The following is a 19433-nucleotide window of genomic DNA, read 5'->3' as shown; positions in this document are numbered from 1 at the left end:
CGGATCGGTCAGCTGGTGGCGATAGCCGGGTCGCTGGTCGAGGCTTGGCCGGTCTCCGCGTGGCCGGCGAAGCGGCGGACGTATTTGCTGTCGTGGTCCGCTTTCACCGTGATGTCGTACCAGCCGTTGGCTACGCCCCACTTCGGCACCGCGCGTGAAGTGCCAGGGGCGAGGGTGTACTGGTACGCCTCCGAAGGCGCGTAAGCGTCGACGCCGGTGAAAGTGACCGTGCGGCTGCTCGGGTTCGTGAACGTCACTGTCACGTAGCCGGCGTCGTGCCGGGCGGTGACCTCCGGGCCCAGGCCGCCGATCGTTCCGGCTTGTTCGCGGAGCCAGCCGTTCGGGCCGAAAACCGAGTACTGGTACCAATCGCCCGCGCCGCTGGGCAGCTGCCAGCTGTCGGTGACCGACTTGCGGCCCTCCACGGTGTAGGGCCACGGCCCGTCGGCGCGCATCCGGGACGTCACGTGGAACCCGGCTCCGGCGTCGCCGAGGTTGGTGAAGGTGAAATACATCCGCCCGTCCCTGGCCTCGGTGTCCGCGGCCAGGTCGTAGGGCAGCGGGCGCGCTTTGCGGGCACCGGGTTCCTGTTTGGGCAGCGAGCCGTTCGACGGCGGCACCGGATGGTAGGTCGGCGGGGTGCTGTGGTCGGCGGGCGGCTGGTAGTCCCCGGTGCCGGGCAGGGACGGGACGCCGCTGTTGGCTCCGGTGAAGTCGAACGCCGACGTGAGGTCTCCGCACACCGCGCGCCGCCACGGCGAGATGTTCGGGTTGTGCACGCCGAAGCGCTTTTCCACGAACTGGATCAGCGAGGTGTGGTCGAAAGTCTGCGAACAGACCCAGCCGCCGGTGCTCCACGGCGAGACGGCCAGCAGCGGCACGCGCGGGCCGAGGCCGTACGGCATTCCTTTGGCGTACGACGCGGCCGCGCCGCCTTCGTACCATTCCCCGGCCACGCTCGCGGTCGACTTGCCCCAGTTCGCGTCGCGCGGCGGGTACGGCGGCACGACGTGGTCGAAGAAACCGTCGTTTTCGTCGTAAGTGATGAGCAGGACGGTTTTGCTCCACACGTCCGGATTCGAGGTGAGCGCGTCCAGTACGCCGGAGACATACCAGGCGCCGTAGTTGGCGGGCCACGCCGGATGTTCGCAGTACGCCTCCGGGGCCACGATCCAGGAAACCTGCGGCAGGCGATCCGCTTTGACGTCCGCGGCGAGATGGTCGAAGAAACCGTCGCCCGCGGCGGCGTGGGTGCCGGTGCGCGCTTTGTCGTAGAGCGGGCTGCCCTGGGCGGATTTCTGGTACTGGGTCAGGTAAAGCAGCGAGTTGTCGCCGTAGTTGCCGATGTAGGCGTCATCGGTCCAGCCCCATTTGTGCTCTTTGTCGAGACCGTTGCCGATGTCCTGGTAGATCTTCCACGAAACCCCGGCTTTCTCCAGGATTTCCGGGAAACTGGTCCAGCCGTAGCCGGATTCTTCATTGCCCAGCACCGGTCCGTTGCCGGAACCGTCGTTCCCCGTCCAGCCGGTGTACATGTAGTACCGGTTCGGGTCGGTGGAGGACAGCATCGAGCAGTGGTAGGCGTCGCAGACGGTGAACGCGTCGGCGAGCGCGTAGTGGAACGGGATGTCCTTGCGCGTCAGATACGCCATCGTGGTGCGGGTTTTCGCCGGGATCCACTGGTCCCACCGGCCGGTGCTCCACGCGGTGTGCGTGCCGTTCCAGTCGTGGTTGAGGTCCTCGATGAAGGTGAGGCCGAGGTTGTCCTCGGCGGGCCGGAACGGCAGCGTCTCGGCGCCGCCCGCGTCGGCCTGGTGCCACACCGGCTTGCCGTTCGGCAGCGAAACCGGGCGCGGGTCGCCGAAGCCGCGGACGCCGTTGAGCGTCCCGAAATAGTGGTCGAACGACCGGTTTTCCTGCATCAGCACGACAACGTGCTCGACGTCCGCGAGGGTGCCGGTGCGCACGGCGGCGGGCACCGAAGCCGCGCGCGCGATGCTCGCGGGCAAGGCCGTGCCGGCGGCGGTGGCCGCGGCTAGTTGCATGAATCGGCGACGGCTGACCGATGACATCGATGTCTCCTCGAAAAAGCGGGGACAGTTCGCGGACGCGTTCGGGAATTTCCCACCGGGAAAGGCCGAACAGATCATTGACGGATCGTCCGGGCGCTGTCAACCGCCGACCGGGATGGGCGCCCGTCAGTACTGCGTCACAGCCGGTTCGCTGCCTGTTTCACCGTTTTGATCACCGGTGCGGTTTCCGCGTGGGTGACCGCGGGGAGCGCGGCGACGCTGGTGGTGAGGTAGCGGTACAGCTCATGCTGGCTGCCGCAGACCACCGTCGCGTACAGGTTGGTCGGGCCGGTGGTCGCGGCGGCGTAGGCGACTTCCGGGTGCGCGGCGAGCGCGTTGCCGGTTTCCTCCAGTGCGGCCGGAGCGACCGAAAGCCACAGCAGTGTCCGGATTCCCTTGCCGTACAACCGCCAATCGAGGTCGAGGTCGAAGTACAGTACGTCGCGTTCGCGCAGTTCCGCCATGCGGCGGCGGACGGTGGTGGGGGACCAGCCGGTTTCGGCGGCGAGCCGTTCGAACCCGGCGCGACCGTCGGCGGCCAGCGCGGCGAGGAGCTTGCGATCGCCGTCGTCGAGATTCGCTGGGCCCGGCCGGACGGGGACCGGCGGCGGGCGCAGCCGGGTGATGGCGGCGGCGTCCAGCACTCCGGGTTTCGCGACCAGGCTGTCTGATCCGCCGTAGAACGTGTGCAGCACTGAATGCGCGGTCACGCCTTCGACGCGGGGTGTGCGGGGGAGTTTGGCCAGCAGCAGCGCTTCGCTGTCGGCGTCGTTTTCGATGCGGACGGTGCAGGTGATTTCGGTGCCGCCGGACGTCAGGCTCACCCAGGCGGTGTCCGGCCGCCGCGCGAGCGCGTCGGCGACCGCGCCCGCCGCGGTGGGTGCGCACCGGATCCGCAGGAACCATTGCACCGCGCCGAAAGCCGCCTCGTTGACGCCGCCGATGACCCGGACCGCGCCGGTCGACCGAAGCCGGGCGTAGCGGCGCGCGACGGTGCGATCCGACACGCCTAGCGCCTCGGCGATCACGCTGAACGGGGCGCGGGGATCGATCTGCAGGGCATGCACGAGCTGCCGGTCGAGGTCGTCGTAGTCGGAATCCACCGGGTTGAGCGTACTCGTGTCGGAATCCGCTGAAAACGTGTCGTTTTCTGGCTCACGAGCCGCTGCCGGGCAGACAGTCGGTTTCGAACGCACCGAACCCCGAGGGGAGAGAACATGACTGCCGAGGTGCTCGTCGTCGGCGCGGGTCCGACCGGGATGACGATGGCGAACGAACTGCGGCTCGCCGGAGTGTCCTGCGTGCTGGCGGACCGGCTGCCGCGGGCCAGCGAACTGTCGAAGGCCGGCGGGCTGCAGTCCCGCACGCAGGAGGCGCTCGATCAGCGCGGCCTGCTCGAACCGTTGCTGGCCACCGGAGACTATCCGGTCACCACCGCGCATTTCGCGGGACAGCTGCTGCCGCTGGTCCGCGAGCGGCACAGGTTCCCGTGGCGGTCGCTGCCGCAGGTAGTGCTCGAAGGCTTCCTGGAGAAACACCTTGCCGCGCAAGGCGTCCAGATCCGCCGGAGCCACGAGCTGGCCGGGCTGGAGCAGGACGCGGACGGCGTCACCGCGACGTTCGCCGACGGCACCGTGCTCCGGTCCCAGTACCTGGTCGCCGCCGACGGCGGGCGCAGCACGGTCCGGAAGCTGCTGGGCGCGGAGTTCCCCGGCCGTCCCGGGACGGCGACCACAGTGGCCGCCGACGTCCGGCTGAGCGCCGAGGTCCCGATGCACACAATCACCCCGGAGGGTTACCGCGCGCAGGTGTTCCCGCTCGGCGTGGACGGCGAAGGACGGCCGCTGCGCCGCCTTGCGCTCGGCGGGCCCGGCTGGTCGCTGGACCGGGACGTCCCGGTCACCGAGGACGAGATCCGCACGGGACTGAAAACGGTCTTCGGCGACCGGGTCGAACTGGTCGAACTCCGTTACGCGCGCCGGATCACGAACGCCGCCCGGCAGGCCGCGCAGTACCGGCACGGCCGCGTGTTCCTGGCCGGCGACGCCGCGCACGTGCACCTTCCCCTTGGCGCGCAAGGCATGAACACCGGCATCCAGGACGCGATGAACCTCGGCTGGAAGCTCGCCGCGACGGTCCGCGGCACCGCGCCCGAGGGGCTGCTCGACAGCTATCACGCGGAACGGCATCCGGTCGGCGCGGCGGTGCTGCGGAACGTCCAAGCGCAGTCGCTGCTTCTGGACGACGGTCCTGATTCGGCCGCGGCCCGGTCGTTGTTCGCGGAGCTGGTGCGGCTGCCGGAAGTCCAGTACCTGCTGGACGACATGCTGTCCGGGATGGGATTCCGCTACGCCCTTCCGGGCAGCGAGGACCATCCGCTGGTCGGGCTTCCCGCGCGCGGCCTCGGCCCGGAACTGCGTGCGGGCAAGGGAGTTCTCGTCGATCCCGACGGGCGGTTCGGGGATCTCGCGGCGCGGTGGGCGGACCGGGTGCACCGCGTCGAGACGGGTGCCGAGGCGATGCTGGTCCGGCCGGACGGGTATGTGGCGTGGGCCGGTGCTCCGGACGGCCTGGAACCCGCGATTCGGCAGTGGTTCGGCGCGCCGGTGGGCTAGCGTGGCCGTCGTGCAGACCTGGCTGAGCGACACCCGGACCTCGTACGACACCGTCGCCGCCAGCTACGCCGACCGATTGCGCGACTCGATCGCGAAAAGCCCTTCGCTGCGCATGACCTTGGGGTTGTTCGCCTCGCTGGTGCGCGAAAACGGCCCGGTGGCCGACGTCGGCTGCGGCACCGGGCACGTCACCGCGCATCTGAACAGCCTGGGCCTGGACGCGTTCGGCCTCGACCTTTCGCCGGGGATGGTCGAGGCGGCCCGCCGGGACCACCCGGGCCTGCGGTTCGCGGCCGCTTCGATGACCGCGCTCCCGCTGCCCGGCGCTTCGGTCGCCGGGCTGCTGTCGTGGTGGTCGCTGATCCACGTTCCGGACGCGGAAGTGCCCGCCGCGCTGGCGGAGTTCCACCGCGTGCTGCGGCCCGGCGCGCCGGTCGCGATCGGATTCCACGTCGGTGACGAGGCCCGGTGGAAGACGCGGGGTTACGGCGGGCATCCGATGCGGGTGCACGTCTATCGCCGCCGTCCCGCGCGGGTGTCGGAGTGGTTGCGCGAGGCGGGGTTCAGCGTCGAGGCGGAGTGGGTGGAGGAACTGGACGGCGAGGTGCCGCAAGCGGTGGTCTACGCCCGCCGTCCAGCCTGAGGAGTTCAGCCGAGGTCGAGCTTCGCCAGCCGCGGCAGCACGCCGTCGCGCCAGCCGGGACCCATCCGCTCGCACGCGTCGGCCTGGCGCTTGTCGTCCAGGTCGAAGCCGGAGTGGTTCAGCAGCAGCCGGGTGCCCTGGCCTTCGGCGACGAGCGTCCAGGTGAGGGTCCAGTCGCCGTTGAAGGTGTAGACGAACTTCGACGGCGGCTCGGATTCCACGACGCGGCAAGGGATCGAGCCGAAGCCGGGCATTTCCAGGCGGAACTCGTGGCCGACGTCCGGGCCGATGTCGCCGGGAGCCCACCACTTCGCGTGCAGTTCGGGATCGGTGAGCGCGCGCCAGACTTTCTCCGGTGCGGCGGCGATGAACTGGTCGACCGAGATACTGCCGGTCCGGGCGTAGGTCACGGGTTTTCCTCCTCGTTTTCCAGCAGGTCGGCCATGCTGCGCAAGCGGCCGCGCCAGAACCGCTCGAACGGGTGCAGCCACTCGCCGACCTGCTCCAGCGGGTCGCTTTCCAGGTGGTAGAAGCGTTGTCGCCCAACAGGTTCGTCCCGGACCAGCGCGGCGTCCCGCAGCACCTTGAGGTGCTCGGCCACCGCCGGGCGGCTCAGCTCGAACCGCGCCGCGAGGTCGCCCGCGGTGCGCGGGCCGTCCGCCAGGATCTCCAGCAGGCGCCGCCGGACGGGACTGGCGAGAGCGAGGAAGACGTCGTCGGGCATGACGCTACGTTACGTCGGAAGTTTCCGACATGTCAACCACCGGGACGCCGGTCCATGATCGGTAACGTTCGTCGTGCGGCGGATATTCACCCACTATGACGCTTATGTCGAATTCCAGAGTGCGAAGACTGGCGGCTGCGGTCGTCCTCGCCGCGACGACCGCGGCGACCGGGGTCGTCGCTCCGGCGGTGGCGACCGCGGCTCCGGCTGCTGTTGTCGCGCAGACTCCGGAGGAGGTGCGCACGAACGCGGCCGCGGTCGTCGGGCTCGCGATCACGCCGGAACTGCTGCGGCTCAGCGAATGCGACTTCGTGCACGAGATCTATCTGGCCGCGCAACGGCAGGGCGACGTCGCGGAGGAAGTCCGGTGGGAGGCGGACTACGCCTGCAAGCACGGGTCGCCGTCGCTTTTCCTGACTGCCTGGATTTACGAGGCACACCAAAAGGATTTGGATCGGGAGGCGCTGTATCAGGTCCGGCGCACGGAACGGCAGCCCGCTGCCGCGCTGCTCGGTTTCGAGCTGACTCGGCTTCTGCTGAGCCAGGAGGATCCGAATTTCGTCTTCGTGTTGTGGGAGCACGCCGCCAGAGGTTCTTTCGTGAGGGCCGCCGCGGCTGCCGCGGTCAAGGGGACTCTGGCGGAAAAGAAGGAATTCATCGTGCACGGCATCTTTGCCGAGCATCAGCGCGATGTGGACGCCGCGAAGGAGGCGGCGGAAAAGGAAGCCGCGGAGAAGAAACTCCGCGATGCCCGGGTGAAGGCGGCAGCCGCCGTGGGCATGGACGCGGGGTTGGCCGCGCAGCTGACGGACGAGCAGTTCGTCTGGCACATCTACGCGCGTCAGGCCCCTTACGGTTCCGAGGTGTGGATGGCTGCGTACTCCTGCGAGACGCCGGAGCAACGGCGCGCGTTCATCGACACCGGCATTTTCGAGGCCGCGGCGAAGGACAAGGTGAACGACATGAAGGCGCGGGCGGCCGCGGTCGTCGGCGTCGACGCCGGGTATGCGAGGTTCCTGGAGGAGGGTCCGCTGGTCCGGGAGATCTGGACGCGCTCGACGCCGGGCAGCCAGGTTCAGGCGGCGGCTCGCCGGGCGATGGACAGCCAGTCCCCGGCTGAGTGGCGGGCGTTCCTGGAGACGGGGATCTTCGTGGCGCAGGCGGCGGACAAGTCCTGACGTTCAGCGGTTTTCCGGAAGTCGATGCGGCGGGGCGGCGAGGTCGCCCCGCCGCTCTCGTTCGGCCAGCACCCGGCGCGCGATCTCGCGGACGCGTTCCCGGTCGTCGTTCCGCACCGACTCGATGACGCGCCAAGCCTCGTCGGTGTCGACGGCCAGCAACGCGTCGAGCGCTTTGAAGCCCAGATCGTGGAACTCGTCCCAGTCCGGCCGCCAGTGCAGCGCGCGTTCGACGGCGGGCACCGACGAGGGGACCTTGATGTCGCGCGAATATTCCAGGAGGTCGCCGGGAGCGTAGGCCCCGTCCCGCAGGTCCAGGGCTTCGGCGAAGATCGGCGCGTACTGTGCCGCGGGCCGCCGGCCTGCCAGGAGAAGATAGTCCTGGAACCGGACCGAGTCGGAATTGGCGAGGGAAGTGCGCAAACCCCGCGAAATCAGGTCTGCGACAGCGGGGAACTCGTCGAGAAAGCTCAAGTCCTTGTCGGGCCCGGGGCCGACTGCCCGGGCGAACTCGTCGAACTTGCGGAAATCCTCGTCGGCGGACGTCATGGGCAGGTCACCTTCGCAGCCGAGTGCCGGATGGATGACCACCGTAGGAGAACCCGCCCGACTGTCGCAAAAGATTTCCCCGCATCAGCACCACCCAGCCACCGAGCAACCGCTCGCCAGCCGACGCGTCTTGATGGTGTAACTCCAGCTGCCGAAGGGATCGAAATGACGCTCCGCTCACGCTGCAGGCTGGCCGTCCTGACCCCAGTCGCCGCGCTGGCCGCCGTCGCCGTGGCGGCCCCGGCCTCGGCGGTGATCGGCGGTTCGGTCAGCTCCTACGGTCCCTGGGCGGTGCGGATGCTGGTCGACGGCAAACCCGAATGCACCGGCACGGCGATCAGCCGCGAGTGGATCATCAGCGCCGACCACTGCTTCACCGAAGCCGCCGAGCCCATCGCGGACTCCCGGATCGAGTTCCGCGTCGGCAATCTCGACCAGCGGCTCGGCACTGTCGTCCGGCCGGTGCCGGGCAGCCGCGACAACCACACCCTGGCCGACCTCATGCTGATCAAGGTCGCCCCGATGAACATCACCCCGGCGAAGCTGCCGGCCGCGGGGCCGGTGCGTCCGGGCGAGAAGGTTCGCCAGCTCGGCTGGGGCGCGACCTGCACGGGCGACGAGAACAGCTGTCAATCCGACGTGCTCAAGCAGGTGGACGCGAAGGTCCTCGACCCCGACGACCGGCGCTGCGAGGGCATGACGGTCTCGGGCGGCACCGACTTCTGTGCGCTGACCACGACCGGGGTCACAGCGGGCGGCGACTCCGGCGGTCCGGTCATGTCGACCACCGATCGGGACACTCTGGTGGGCGTCACCAGCAAATCCGACCGCAGCAGCCTCGCGGCCGACGGCGACGTCTTCGGTCAGCTGGACTGGATCAAGAAGACGATCAAGGGCTGACGGTCAGGACGGCGCTCCGGAGGGCGCGCACGGCCTCGTCGCGCGCACCGGTCAGCGCGGGAGAGTCCGTGGCGTGCGGGGCGCGCAGGGGGACGTTGCGCGGCAGCCGCGCGAAACGGTCCGATACCGCGTCCAGCACGGCGGGTTCGGCGCCCCAGGGACCGCCCAGCACGATGAGTTCCGGATCGGAGACGGTCACCAGCGCCAGCAGGACGCCGCAGATCGCCTCGGCCAGAGTGTCGAGGACGTCGCCGGATTTGATCGCGGTCCGCAGGGCGGCGACGTCGATCGTGGTCGAATCCGGTTGGCGGACACCGAGATCGGCGAAGACGTCGATGAAAGCGACCGCCCGGCCGTCGGCGCCGCGCGTGAGGACGTGCGCGATTTCCCCGGCGAAACCGGTGTGCCCGCGCCGCACCGAGCCGTCGGCGACTACCGCGCAGCCGAGTCCTTCGCCGAGGTAGAGGTAGGCGAAATCGTCGGCGGCCTGTTCGGTGCGGGCGGCCCAGTTCACGTCGTTGTCCACGAGGACCGGTCCGGCGACGAGCGGCGCGAGGACGTCGGCGGGCGAGAGTTCCCCGAGCAGGAAAGGGGAATCGGGAAGGTGGACCAGTTTCCCGGTGGCGCGGTCGACCGGATCGGCGGCGCTGACGACGGCGAGCCGCAGCGGTCCCGCGTCGGCGGCGACCTGTTCGGCGGCTTTGCGCAGAGCTTGAGCGACCTTCCGCGGACGCACCGGGCGGCCGAGGTCTTCGACGTGCTGGGCCAGCACCTCGCCGAAAACGTCCACGGCTTCGGTGACCGCGCCGTCGTGGGCGATGCTCACCACCAGTGCCGTGCCGAGGTCGTCGGCCAGCGCGTAGTAGGTGCCGACGCGGCCGCGGCCGGTGGTGCGTTCCCCGGTGTCGCGCAGCAGTCCGGCTTCGGCGAGCCGGGCGACGCTGTCGCCGACCGCGGGCTTGGAAATGCCGGTGCGGGCGGCGATTTGCGCACGCGTGAGCTGCCGCTCCGCCAGCAGCGCCCGCAGCACGTGCTCGTCGGTCAGCGACCGGAGCAGGTCGAGGGAGGGCTTGGCCGGGGTCACCGGCGCGAGTGTAGCCGATTTAGTCAGGAGTGTTGCCTGAATCCGTGCGGGCGCCTTACCGTCGGTTCAGTAAGGAGCCCTTCCTGAATGGAGTGAGCGCTGTGCAGCTGCCCCCGTTGCCGCACTGGGAGACGACGCCCGACGACCTCCCGGCCGCGATTCGCGAGATCAAAGCCGCGCTGCGGGCGCGGATCGAGGCGTCCGGGCGCACGGTGGAAGAGGTGTTCGCGGTCGTCGAGGCTCGCGTCGCCGCCGCGGTCGAGGAGATCGAGGCGGCGAAAGCGCGCGGCGAGGAGATCTGGCCGGTGCTGGACTACGCCGACATCGAGGCGGGCAGGGTTTCCGCGGAAGATCTCGCCCGGCTGAAGCGGCGCGGCTGTCTGGTGGTGCGCGGTCATTTCCCGCGCGAGCAGGCGCTTGCCTGGGACGCGGGGATCGTCGATTACGTCGAGGGCAACCGGTTCTTCGAGCACTATCGCGGACCCGGCGACGACTTCTTCGGCACCGTCGGTTCGCGGCCGGAGATCTACCCGATCTACTGGTCGGCGGCGCAAATGGAGGCACGGCAAAGCGACCGGACGGCGCGCGTGCAGAAGTTCCTCAACGCGCAGTGGAAGTCCGAATCCGACGGCGTCCGATGGTTCGACCCGAGCCGGGATTCGCTGTACCCGGACCGCATCCGCCGCCGTCCGCCGGGCGCGGATTCCGGTGGCCTAGGCACCCATCTCGACCCGGGCACGCTGGATCTCTGGATGACCGAGGCGTATCAGCGCGCGTTCCGGCACCTGTTCGACGGCACCGTCGAGTCCTACGACCCTTGGGACGCCGCGCATCGCACCGCCGGGCCGCAGTTCGAGGGTTCGACGATGTGTTCGGTATTCCGCACTTTCCAAGGCTGGACCGCGCTGTCGGACATGGATCACGACCAGGGCGTGCTGCACACGGTGCCGATTCCGGAGGCGATGGGCTATTTGATGCTGCGGCCGTTGCTGGCCGACGTGCCCGAGAACGACATGTGCGGCGTCACGGTGAATCAGGTGTTCCCGGCCAGCGAGAAATGGCATTCCCTGCTGCTTCGGGCTTCCAGCGGCATTCCGGACGTCCGCGCCGGCGATTCGGTCTGGTGGCACTGCGATCTGATCCACAGCGTCGCGCCGGTGGAAAACCAGCGGGGGTGGGGCAATGTCATGTACATCCCGGCCGCGCCGTGGTGCGCGCGGAACGCGGCGTACGCCGGATCGGTGCGGGAGGCGTTCGAGTCCGGTTCCAGTCCCGCGGACTTCCCGCCCGAGCATTACGAACGCTCGTGGCCGGACCGCTTCGCCCCCGGGCAGCTGAACGAGAGCGGCAGGCGCGGGCTCGGCATCGGATGACAGTGGTCTAGTCCATTCGGGCCAGCGGTCGGGGCAGGCCCGGTACTGCCAGGTAAAGCTGTTGGTACGCACGGGAACTCTCGCCTGCCGCGCCCGGGCGGTGCGTGCCAGTGTCGGGGGACGGCGGTCGCAGCGGCCGCCGGAGCCGAACATCGGAGGCATGATGGACGTTCAGGACAAGCAGGTTCGCGAACTGCCCGAATACACGCCGCCCGCGCTGGCCGAGATCGGCGAGTTCAGCGAGGACACCCTCGGCTTCGGGGGCTATCTGTCGGACATGATGGGCTTCTTCTCCTCCTGAGCCGGGACTGAAGCCGATGAGCGGGCCGGGATTCCTGGTGCTGCCCGATCTTCCCGCAGCGGCGGGGATCCGGCGGCCGTGGGCGGACGCCCAGGTGCACGCCCACGCGTCCGGGCGGCCGTGGCTCGTCGGCCGAGGGAGCCGCGCCGCGGTGGCGGTGGGGACGGCCGGGCCGGTGCGGCTGGCGGTGATCGGGGATTCCCCGGTCACCGCCGCCCGGCTCGGCGAACTCGCGGCCGGGGTGTCCTCGCTGGCCGACGTCGGCCGGGTCGCCGCCGCGCTGACCGGTTCGTTCCATCTGGTGGCCACTGTGGACGGTGCGGTGCGGATCCACGGCACCGCGACCGGATTGCGGCGGGTGTTCCACTGCCGGGTCGGCGGGGTGCCGGTCGCCGCCGACCGGGCCGATCTGCTCGCCGGGCTGGTCGAGTCCTCAGTGGACGACGAAACGCTGGCCGCGCGGCTGGCGTGCGGACTGCATCTACCGCCGCCGTTGAACGAACGGCCGTTGTACACCAAGGTGTACGCGGTTGCCCCGGGCGACTGTCTGGTGTGGACGGACAGCCGTGCGCAAGAGAAGCCGTGGTGGCGGCCGCCGGTTGCTCGCGAGTCGCTGGCTCGGGGCGCCGAGGGAGTGCGGGCTGCGCTTGCCGAGGCGGTCCAGCCGGGGCGGGTGTCCGCCGACCTCTCCGGCGGCATGGATTCGACCTCGCTGTGTTTCCTTGCCGCCCGGGAGAATCCGGAGTTGCTGACCTTTCGCTGGGCCGAGGCGGAGGCGGGCAACGACGACGCGGAGTTCTCCGCCCGGTCCATCGCCGCTTTGGACCGGGCGGAGCACGTAATCGTCCCGCAGCACGACTTGCCCGCCGTCTTCGCCGAACCGAACCGGCCGGTCGACGCCGACGAACCCTACGCGTTCACCCGGTCCGCGGCGAGGATCCGGTACAGCGCCGAAATCGTGGCCGCGCGCGGATCCGAGGTGCATTTCGCCGGGCACGGCGGGGACGAGTTGTTCAGCCCGCTTCCCGGGTATCTGCACCAATTGCTGCGCCGCCGACCACTTGCCGCGGTGCGCCAGGTGCGAGCGCACGCAGCGCTGCGACGCTGGCCGTTTTTCGGGACGATGGCGGGGCTTCTCCGGCCGGGCACCGTCGGCGGCTGGTGGCGGCAGCAGGCCGCGCAGCTCGCCGATCCGGTCAGTCCGGCGCGACGGCCGGTGCTCGGCTGGGGCGTCGCGCCGCTGCGGGCCCAGCCGTGGATCACCGGCGACGGCCTCGATCTGGCCCGGAAAGCCTTGCGCCGCACCGCGGACGAAGCCCGGCCGCTCGGTCGCGATCCGGGGGAGCACCAGGCGATGCTCGTCCTGCGGTCCGCCGCCGCGCAGTACCGCTTGACGGCCGGGCTGTTCGCGGAGGCCGGGGTCCGGCTGCGGCTGCCGTTCTTCGACGACCGGGTGGTGGAAGCCGTCCTGCGCGTCCGGCGGCACGAGCACGCGGACCCGGGCCGCTACAAACCGCTGCTGGCCGAGGCGATGCGGGGGATCGTGCCGGACGTCGTGCTCGGCCGGGCGACGAAAGGCGAGTTCGGCGCGGACATCCGGGAGGGCCTGCGCCGCAACCAGGCCGCGATCCTGCGCCTGTTCGAGGATTCCGCGCTGGCCGCGCGCGGGCTGCTCGACCCGGACCGGCTGCGGGCCGCCGTGCTCGCCCCGCAGCGCGACTACCGCGTGGTGGCCGCTCTGGAACCGCTCATCGGATGCGAGATGTGGCTTCGCGCCGCCGGCCGTCCGGCCCTGTCCAGTCCCATCCGGCCTTGAGGAGGCTCGATGCGCTTGCACCCCGACGTGACCGCCGCCGAAACCCCGGACGGCACCGTCCTGCTGCACCTGACGTCCGGACGGTACTGGCAGCTCAACCCGACCGGGAGCACGGTGCTGCAGGGCCTTCTCGACGGCAGCGAACCGGAGGGCATCGCGTCCGAACTGGCCACGCTGCACGGGGTCGACGAGGCGGTGACCCGGAAGGACGTGGCCGCGGTGCTCGAACAGCTGCGATCCGCCGGGCTGGTGACCGCGTGACCGCCCCGGTCGCGCTCGCCACGCGGGTTCGCTTGCCATTGCACCGCCGTCCGCTGCCGCTGCTCGCGGTGGCGCTGGCCCGCCCGCTTGCCCGGCTGCGCCCGGCCCGGCTGCGCCGGGTCCTGGAATTCGCCCGTCGCGGTGCGCGACCGGCCACCGCCCAGGAAGCGTTGACAGCCCGGACAAACGTCGTCTCGGTCAGCCTTCGGTGTGCCGGGCAAGGCTGTCTCCAGCGTTCCATCGCCGCGGCGCTTCTGTGCCGGCTCAGGGGTTCGTGGCCGACGTGGTGCACGGGCGTGCGGACGAGCCCGTTCGCCGCGCACGCGTGGATCGAAGCGGACGGCCGCGCGGTGGGGGAGCCGTATCCGGACGGCCATTACGCGCCGATGCTGTCGGTTCCCCCGGCGGCGAGGGTGATGTCCAAGAACGCCTGAGTTGCCGCGGTAGTCGGCCCGGACCGATATATCAGCCATTGCGGGAGCTTCTCCGGCGGCGAAAACCGCAACACCTCGGCACCGGCGCGACGGGCAAGCTCCGCCCAGCCGTCCGGCATCAGGCTCGCGCCGATGCCGCGCAGCACCATCGGCAGCACGACGCTCCGGTCGCCGACCTCGGCCGCGATCGACAGGTCCGGCACGCTCGCGGCGAGCCGGTCGAAGAACCCGCGGACCGCTGTCGCCGAGGTGGTGACGACGAACTGCATGCCGCTGAGTTCGGACCGTTCCACCACCCCGCCCGAACCGAGCGCAGTGCCCGGCGGAGCGACCAGCAGGAGTTCTTCGTCCCGCAGGTGGTGCGCGACCAGCCCCGGCCCGACCGGGCGTTCCGCGCTCCCGCACACCCCGGCTTCGCATCGGCCCTGCACCACCTTCGCGACCACCTCGGCCGCCGACAACGCCGCCGAAGTGCTCACCAAAACGCCCGGGTAACGCGTGCGCATCTCGGCGATGATGCTGATCACCGGCTCCAGCGCGGACGACGACGTGGCCGCGACGTCGATCCGCCCGGCCGGTCCGTCGCCCGCCAGTCGTGCGGCGGCGCGCAGGGCGTCGAGGTCGCGCAGCACCAGCCGGGCGCGTCCGGCGAGCAGTTCGCCGGCGTTCGACAGCACCGCGTTGCGCCCGACCCGGTGGAACAGTTCGACGCCCAGGTCCTGCTCCAGCTTCGCGATCGCCCGCGACAGCGACGGCTGCGCCACCCGCAACGCCCGCGCCGCGTGCGTGAACCCGCCGTGCTCGGCGATCGCGACGAAGTACTCCAGCTGGCGGCGTTCCATAGCGATACGCTATCGGATTAGTGTCTCAGATGTCTTTGACGTACGACCAGCCCGCGCGCGACGATAGGGGGCATGGTCCAGACGCGCCCGACCTTGCAGGGCACCTTCGGCATGGTGTCGTCCACCCACTGGCTGGCCTCAGCGGCCGCGATGGCTGTCCTCGAAGACGGCGGCAACGCCTACGACGCCGCGGTCGCGGGCGCGTTCGTGCTGCACGTCGTCGAACCGCACCTCAACGGCCCCGGCGGCGAGGTGCCGATAATTCTCGCCCCGGCGGGCGGAGCGCCGAAGGTGCTGTGCGGGCAGGGTCCCGCGCCGGCCGGGGCGACGATCGAGCACTACACCTCGCTCGGCCTGGATCTCGTCCCCGGCACCGGCCCGCTCGCCGCCGCGGTGCCCGGCGCGGTCGAGGCGTGGCTGCTCCTGCTGCACGACCACGGCACGAAATCGCTGCGCGAGGTCCTCAAGTACGCCATTCACTACGCGTCGGACGGCCATCCGGCGGTGGAACGGGTCGGCGCGACGGTGGAGACCGTCCGCGAGCTGTTCGAAAACGAATGGACCACCTCGGCCGAGCTGTACTTGCCTGGCGGCGTCGCGCCGAAACCCGGTGGGCTGCTGAAGAATCCCGCGCTCGCACAGACCTGGCTGCGGTTGCTCGCGGAAGCGGAGGCGGCCGGGAGCGATCGGGAAGCGCAGATCGAGGCGGCGCGAAAGGCGTGGCGCGAAGGGTTCGTCGCCGAAGCACTCGCCGACTTCGCCGCGAAACCGGCGATGGACTCCTCCGGCGAACGGCACGCGGGCACGCTCACCGCTGAGGACATCGCCGCGTTCCGGCCGGCCTACGAGGATCCGGTCGCCTACACCTGGAACGGCTGGACCGTCGCGAAACCCGGGCTGTGGAGCCAGGGTCCGACCTTCCTGCAGCAGCTCGCGCTCCTGCCGGACGAGCTGGAGTACGCGACGCCCGAGTACTACCACCGGCTCATCGAAGGCACGAAGCTCGCGATGGCCGACCGCGAAGCCTGGTACGGCGACAGTGCGGAAGTGTCGATCGAAGCGCTGCTTTCCCCGGAGTACAACGAAATCCGGCGCAAGCTGATCGGCGATCGCGCGTCTTTCGACCTGCGACCGGGCAGTCCGGACGGGCGTACGCCGAAGCTGAGCCGCCACGCGGAGTACGTCGCGGACGGCGGGGTCACCGCGTCGGCGATCGGGGCGGGGGAGCCGACCGTCGCGAAGGACGGACTGACCCGGGGCGACACCTGCCACCTCGATGTCGTCGACCGCTGGGGCAACATGATCGCCGCGACGCCGAGCGGCGGCTGGCTGCAGTCCAATCCCGTGGTGCCGGAGCTGGGTTTCCCGCTGGGCACCCGGTTGCAGATGGCGTGGCTCGACCCGGGCTTGCCCAACTCGCTCGCTCCGGGAAAGCGCCCGCGCACCACGCTTTCGCCTACGCTCGCGCTTCGCGACGGCGTGCCGGTGCTGGCGTTCGGCACGCCCGGCGGCGACCAGCAGGACCAGTGGAACTTCCACTTCTTCCTCGGCACGGCGCTGCGCGAAAAGGTCCGCGGCGGGCTCGACCTGCAGGGCGCCATCGACGCGCCGAACTGGCACACCGACAGCTTCCCGAGTTCGTTCTACCCGCGCGGCATGGCGGCGGGCAGCGTGACGGTCGAAGCGCGGATCGGCGCGGACGTCATCGCCGCGCTGGAAAACCGGGGCCACGACGTGACGGTCGGCGACCCCTGGTCGGAAGGGCGGTTGTGCGCGGTGGCCAAGGATCCCGAAACCGGGGTCCTGTCGGCCGCCGCGAACTCGCGCGGGGCGCAGGGGTACGCCGCCGGGCGGTAAGCGGGATCGGCAAGCGGGACTGACAAGCGCTGTCTGGAAACGGACAGCGCTTGTCAGTGCTTTCGGCAGATTTACAACGTTGTATCGCGGTGCCACACTGAGTTCGCTCGGTTTCTTCTTTCCCGCGTCCGGCATCTGACCGAAAGAAGCTGTCGATGGCCTCCTCCGAACCTCCCCGCGAACTCAGCCGCCGCGACGCCCTGCGCTGGACGGGCGCCGGCGCGGCCGCGGCGGTCGCGCTCTGGTGCGCCCCGGAACTGGTCCAGTCCACCGCCGCAGCGGCTCCGGCGGGCACGCTGAGCCCGTTGCGCCCGCCCGCGACCCCGCTCGTCGTGCGCTCGCCGTATCTCTCGACCTGGCAGGCCGCGGACAATCTGCCCGGCACCTGGTCGACGTTCTGGACCGGCCACATCACCGCGTTGTGCGGGATCGCGCGGATCGACGGCACCGCGTACGTGTTCGCCGGTGCGCCGCAGCTGCCGTCCGGGCCGAGCCTGACCCCGATGTCGCAGAAATCCTTGCAGGTGACCGCGACCCGCACGATCTACGAACTCTCCGGCGGCGGCGTGACCCTCACCGTCACCTTCTTCTCGCCGGTCGACCCCGGCAATCTTCAGCGGCAGTGCGTGCCCTTCGGCTATGTCGCTGTCGCCGCAACCAGTTCCGACGGCCGGGCGCACGCTGTCTCGCTGCATTTCGACACGTCGGCCGAATGGCTGCAATGGGATTCGGGCACGCCGGTCGGGTGGCAGCAGCAGGAATCCAGCGGCATCACGTCGCTGAGCGTCCAGGCCGCCTCGCCGGCCGCGCTCGCCGAAGACGGGCACGACCAGCCGCGCTGGGGTTCACTGGTGGTCTCGGCGCCTTCGGCGGGCGTGAGCTGGCAGATCGGTCAGGACACGGTCGTGCGCGCGAAGTCGGCGAACGGCGGAGCACTGCCCGGGACCAGCGATCCGGACCTGCCCCGGGCGATCGGCGACCGATGGCCGGTCCTCGCGTTCGCCAAGAACCTGGGCGCGATCCAGCCGGGCGCGGCGGCCGATCCGCTGGTGGTGGCGATCGGGCACGTCCGCACGCCAGCGGTCAGCTACCTCGGCACGCCGCTGGCCCCGTGGTGGACGCACTATTGGTCTTCTTGGCAGGACATGGTCGCCTGGTTCCATGCCGACTACCCGGCCGCGCTCGCCGCGGGCGTCGCGCTTGACCAACGGGTCGCCACCGAAGCCTCCGCCGCGGCCGGTGGAGGCAGCACCGGCGACCACTACGCGGCGATCTGCGCGCTCGCGCTGCGCCAGGCGTTCGGCGGCACCGAACTGGTCGACCGCAACGGCTCGCCGTGGGCGTTGCTGAAGGAGATCTCGTCCAGCGGCAACGTGTCCACAGTGGACGTGATCTATCCGGCGCTGCCCGGCTATCTCCATTTCTCGCCCGAGTTCGTGCGGCTGCTGCTGGAACCGGTGCTCGACTACGCCGAACACGGCGGCTGGCCGATGACGTTCTCGGAACACGACATCGGCGCGTCCTATCCGAACGCCGCCGGGCACAACGACGGCAACGAGGAGAGCATGCCAGTCGAGGAATCGGCCAACATGCTGATCATGTCCGCCGCGGTCGTGCAGCGCCTGGACTCCGCGGCGGCGAAGGCGTTCGCCAATGCGCACTACGGCATCCTGCGGCAATGGGCCGAATACCTGGTGGGGAACACGCTCGACCCCGGCAACCAGAACCAGACCGACGACTTCACCGGCTGGATCGCGCACAGCGCCAATCTCGCGTTGAAAGGCATCGTCGGCGTCGGCGCGATGGCCGTTCTCGCCGACGCCACCGGAAATTCCGCCGACGCGTTGCGATACCGCTCGATTTCGCGTTCGTACATCAGCCAGTGGACCACTTTGGCCAACGACGGCTCGCACCTGCGGATGGCCTACGACCAGCCAGGAACCTGGAGTCTCAAATACAACGGTTTCGCGGACCGGCTGCTGGGCCTCGATCTCGTGCCGCTCGGCACCGCCGCGCGAGAAGCCGCCTGGTATCAGTCGAAACGGGGCGCGCACGGCGTTCCGCTGGATCTCCGTCACGATTACACCAAAGCCGACTGGGAATTGTGGACGGCGGCCTGGCTCACCGACCACGCTGACATCCGCGCGACGCTCGTCGAAGGCGTCTACAGTTTCGCGAACACCACCGGTTCCCGAGTGCCGTTCTCGGACTGGTACTTCGTCGCCGACGCCCGGCAGTCCGGCTTCCAAGCGCGCCCGGTCGCCGCCGGGTACCTGGCCTTGCTGCCGCGTCCGGCCGCCTCGACCACGTCGTGGCGGCGGATCCAGAACCAGCGCTCCGGGAAACTGCTCGCGGTGCAGGACATGTCGCTTTCGGACACTGCTGACGTGACGCAATGGCAGGACAACGGCACAGTCGATCACGTGTGGACAGTCGTGGACAGCGGCGACGGGACCGTGCGGATCATGAACCGCAACAGCGGCAAGGTGCTCGCGGTGCACGACCAGAGCCTGGACAACGGCGCGCACGTGCAGCAGTTCCAGGACAACGGAACGCCGGATCACCTGTGGCGCATCGTCGACGCGGGCGGCGGCTGGTGGAAGCTGGTGAATGTCCACAGTGGAAAGGTGATGGCGGTCGACCAGCAGTCCACTGCGGACGGTGCGCAGGTGACGCAGTGGGACGACAACGGGACGCCGGACCATCTGTGGCGGTTTATCTGAGCTTCGGTGACGTGCCGTGAGGGGAACCCTGAGGGAATCAGATTCCCTCAGGGTTCCCCTC

18 protein-coding genes are annotated in these 19433 nt (G+C 70.0%); 11 read left to right on the top strand and 7 right to left on the bottom strand.

The window, feature by feature from the left end; translation table 11 throughout:
• Positions 1-8: 8 nt before the first annotated feature.
• Together ACWGIC_RS24155 and ACWGIC_RS24150 are read right to left on the bottom strand one after the other, a co-directional pair.
• The gene (locus ACWGIC_RS24155) at positions 9-2072 is read right to left on the bottom strand and encodes a phosphocholine-specific phospholipase C (RefSeq protein ID WP_452078214.1); all 2064 of its coding nucleotides are present in this window, start codon (positions 2070-2072) and stop codon (positions 9-11) included.
• A gap of 137 nt (positions 2073-2209) precedes the next feature.
• Positions 2210-3175, bottom strand: a complete 966-nt coding sequence (locus tag ACWGIC_RS24150; protein WP_452078213.1) for an Lrp/AsnC family transcriptional regulator — start codon at positions 3173-3175, stop codon at positions 2210-2212.
• A 114-nt stretch (positions 3176-3289) separates the two neighbouring features.
• On the opposite strand from ACWGIC_RS24150, the gene ACWGIC_RS24145 reads away from it, so the two are divergent.
• Together ACWGIC_RS24145 and ACWGIC_RS24140 are read left to right on the top strand one after the other, a co-directional pair.
• Positions 3290-4687 carry an FAD-dependent monooxygenase gene (locus ACWGIC_RS24145; RefSeq protein ID WP_452078212.1) on the top strand — a complete coding sequence of 466 codons (1398 nt, stop codon included), beginning with the start codon at positions 3290-3292 and terminating at the stop codon, positions 4685-4687.
• Position 4688: 1 nt separating this feature from the next.
• Complete coding sequence (locus ACWGIC_RS24140) at positions 4689-5330, top strand: methyltransferase domain-containing protein (RefSeq protein WP_452078211.1); 642 nt, start codon at positions 4689-4691, stop codon at positions 5328-5330.
• Positions 5331-5335: 5 nt separating this feature from the next.
• Here the strand turns inward: ACWGIC_RS24140 and ACWGIC_RS24135 are convergent, their stop codons facing one another.
• Positions 5336-5740 (bottom strand): SRPBCC family protein, encoded by a 405-nt coding sequence (locus ACWGIC_RS24135; RefSeq protein ID WP_452078210.1) that lies wholly within the window; start codon positions 5738-5740, stop codon positions 5336-5338.
• Positions 5737-6054 carry an ArsR/SmtB family transcription factor gene (locus tag ACWGIC_RS24130; protein WP_452078209.1) on the bottom strand — a complete coding sequence of 106 codons (318 nt, stop codon included), beginning with the start codon at positions 6052-6054 and terminating at the stop codon, positions 5737-5739. The genes ACWGIC_RS24135 and ACWGIC_RS24130 overlap by 4 nt, the downstream gene beginning before the upstream one ends.
• A gap of 104 nt (positions 6055-6158) precedes the next feature.
• Here ACWGIC_RS24130 and ACWGIC_RS24125 point away from each other — a divergent pair, with 104 nt between their 5' ends.
• Positions 6159-7232: a hypothetical protein gene (locus tag ACWGIC_RS24125; RefSeq protein WP_452078208.1), complete on the top strand. Its 1074-nt coding sequence runs from the start codon at positions 6159-6161 to the stop codon at positions 7230-7232.
• A 3-nt stretch (positions 7233-7235) separates the two neighbouring features.
• On the opposite strand, the gene ACWGIC_RS24120 is transcribed toward ACWGIC_RS24125, so the two are convergent.
• The gene (locus ACWGIC_RS24120; RefSeq protein WP_452078207.1) at positions 7236-7781 is read right to left on the bottom strand and encodes a hypothetical protein; all 546 of its coding nucleotides are present in this window, start codon (positions 7779-7781) and stop codon (positions 7236-7238) included.
• A 165-nt stretch (positions 7782-7946) separates the two neighbouring features.
• Here ACWGIC_RS24120 and ACWGIC_RS24115 point away from each other — a divergent pair, with 165 nt between their 5' ends.
• Positions 7947-8681: a S1 family peptidase gene (locus ACWGIC_RS24115; RefSeq protein ID WP_452078206.1), complete on the top strand. Its 735-nt coding sequence runs from the start codon at positions 7947-7949 to the stop codon at positions 8679-8681.
• Here the strand turns inward: ACWGIC_RS24115 and ACWGIC_RS24110 are convergent.
• Complete coding sequence (locus ACWGIC_RS24110; RefSeq protein ID WP_452078205.1) at positions 8671-9765, bottom strand: ROK family protein; 1095 nt, start codon at positions 9763-9765, stop codon at positions 8671-8673. The genes ACWGIC_RS24115 and ACWGIC_RS24110 overlap by 11 nt on opposite strands.
• 92 nt (positions 9766-9857) lie before the next feature.
• Here ACWGIC_RS24110 and ACWGIC_RS24105 point away from each other — a divergent pair, with 92 nt between their 5' ends.
• The 5 genes from ACWGIC_RS24105 to ACWGIC_RS24085 all read left to right on the top strand — a co-directional run bounded on the left by ACWGIC_RS24105 (position 9858) and on the right by ACWGIC_RS24085 (position 13950).
• Positions 9858-11138: a YbiU family protein gene (locus tag ACWGIC_RS24105; RefSeq protein ID WP_452078204.1), complete on the top strand. Its 1281-nt coding sequence runs from the start codon at positions 9858-9860 to the stop codon at positions 11136-11138.
• Between the two features lie 160 nt (positions 11139-11298).
• Positions 11299-11439, top strand: a complete 141-nt coding sequence (locus tag ACWGIC_RS24100) for a lasso RiPP family leader peptide-containing protein (protein WP_452078203.1) — start codon at positions 11299-11301, stop codon at positions 11437-11439.
• Between the two features lie 16 nt (positions 11440-11455).
• The gene (locus ACWGIC_RS24095) at positions 11456-13255 is read left to right on the top strand and encodes an asparagine synthase-related protein (protein WP_452078202.1); all 1800 of its coding nucleotides are present in this window, start codon (positions 11456-11458) and stop codon (positions 13253-13255) included.
• Positions 13256-13264: 9 nt separating this feature from the next.
• Positions 13265-13516, top strand: a complete 252-nt coding sequence (locus tag ACWGIC_RS24090) for a lasso peptide biosynthesis PqqD family chaperone (RefSeq protein WP_452078201.1) — start codon at positions 13265-13267, stop codon at positions 13514-13516.
• Positions 13513-13950, top strand: a complete 438-nt coding sequence (locus ACWGIC_RS24085) for a lasso peptide biosynthesis B2 protein (protein WP_452078200.1) — start codon at positions 13513-13515, stop codon at positions 13948-13950. The genes ACWGIC_RS24090 and ACWGIC_RS24085 overlap by 4 nt, the downstream gene beginning before the upstream one ends.
• Here the strand turns inward: ACWGIC_RS24085 and ACWGIC_RS24080 are convergent.
• Positions 13893-14792, bottom strand: a complete 900-nt coding sequence (locus ACWGIC_RS24080; protein WP_452078199.1) for a LysR family transcriptional regulator — start codon at positions 14790-14792, stop codon at positions 13893-13895. The genes ACWGIC_RS24085 and ACWGIC_RS24080 overlap by 58 nt on opposite strands.
• Before the next feature lie 72 nt (positions 14793-14864).
• Here ACWGIC_RS24080 and ACWGIC_RS24075 point away from each other — a divergent pair, with 72 nt between their 5' ends.
• Complete coding sequence (locus ACWGIC_RS24075; RefSeq protein WP_452078198.1) at positions 14865-16649, top strand: gamma-glutamyltransferase family protein; 1785 nt, start codon at positions 14865-14867, stop codon at positions 16647-16649.
• A 155-nt stretch (positions 16650-16804) separates the two neighbouring features.
• A complete protein-coding gene (locus tag ACWGIC_RS24070) occupies positions 16805-19372 on the top strand; it encodes a glutaminase domain-containing protein (RefSeq protein ID WP_452078197.1) in 2568 nt (855 codons plus the stop codon).
• Positions 19373-19433 lie beyond the last annotated feature (61 nt).

This window comes from Amycolatopsis sp. NPDC054798 (genome assembly GCF_053611505.1).
This window is presented reverse-complemented; position numbering and strand designations above follow the sequence as displayed.

Excerpts from the sequence above, each read along its gene's own strand:
- ACWGIC_RS24075 (WP_452078198.1), top strand. The coding sequence starts at position 14,865 with ATGGTCCAGACGCGCCCGACCTTGCAGGGCACCTTCGGCATGGTGTCG.
- ACWGIC_RS24145 (WP_452078212.1), top strand. The coding sequence starts at position 3,290 with ATGACTGCCGAGGTGCTCGTCGTCGGCGCGGGTCCGACCGGGATGACG.
- ACWGIC_RS24100 (WP_452078203.1), top strand. The coding sequence starts at position 11,299 with ATGATGGACGTTCAGGACAAGCAGGTTCGCGAACTGCCCGAATACACG.
- ACWGIC_RS24125 (WP_452078208.1), top strand. The coding sequence starts at position 6,159 with ATGTCGAATTCCAGAGTGCGAAGACTGGCGGCTGCGGTCGTCCTCGCC.
- ACWGIC_RS24155 (WP_452078214.1), bottom strand. The coding sequence starts at position 2,072 with ATGTCATCGGTCAGCCGTCGCCGATTCATGCAACTAGCCGCGGCCACC.
- ACWGIC_RS24130 (WP_452078209.1), bottom strand. The coding sequence starts at position 6,054 with ATGCCCGACGACGTCTTCCTCGCTCTCGCCAGTCCCGTCCGGCGGCGC.
- ACWGIC_RS24080 (WP_452078199.1), bottom strand. The coding sequence starts at position 14,792 with ATGGAACGCCGCCAGCTGGAGTACTTCGTCGCGATCGCCGAGCACGGC.
- ACWGIC_RS24095 (WP_452078202.1), top strand. The coding sequence starts at position 11,456 with ATGAGCGGGCCGGGATTCCTGGTGCTGCCCGATCTTCCCGCAGCGGCG.
- ACWGIC_RS24070 (WP_452078197.1), top strand. The coding sequence starts at position 16,805 with ATGGCCTCCTCCGAACCTCCCCGCGAACTCAGCCGCCGCGACGCCCTG.
- ACWGIC_RS24115 (WP_452078206.1), top strand. The coding sequence starts at position 7,947 with ATGACGCTCCGCTCACGCTGCAGGCTGGCCGTCCTGACCCCAGTCGCC.
- ACWGIC_RS24120 (WP_452078207.1), bottom strand. The coding sequence starts at position 7,781 with ATGACGTCCGCCGACGAGGATTTCCGCAAGTTCGACGAGTTCGCCCGG.
- ACWGIC_RS24090 (WP_452078201.1), top strand. The coding sequence starts at position 13,265 with ATGCGCTTGCACCCCGACGTGACCGCCGCCGAAACCCCGGACGGCACC.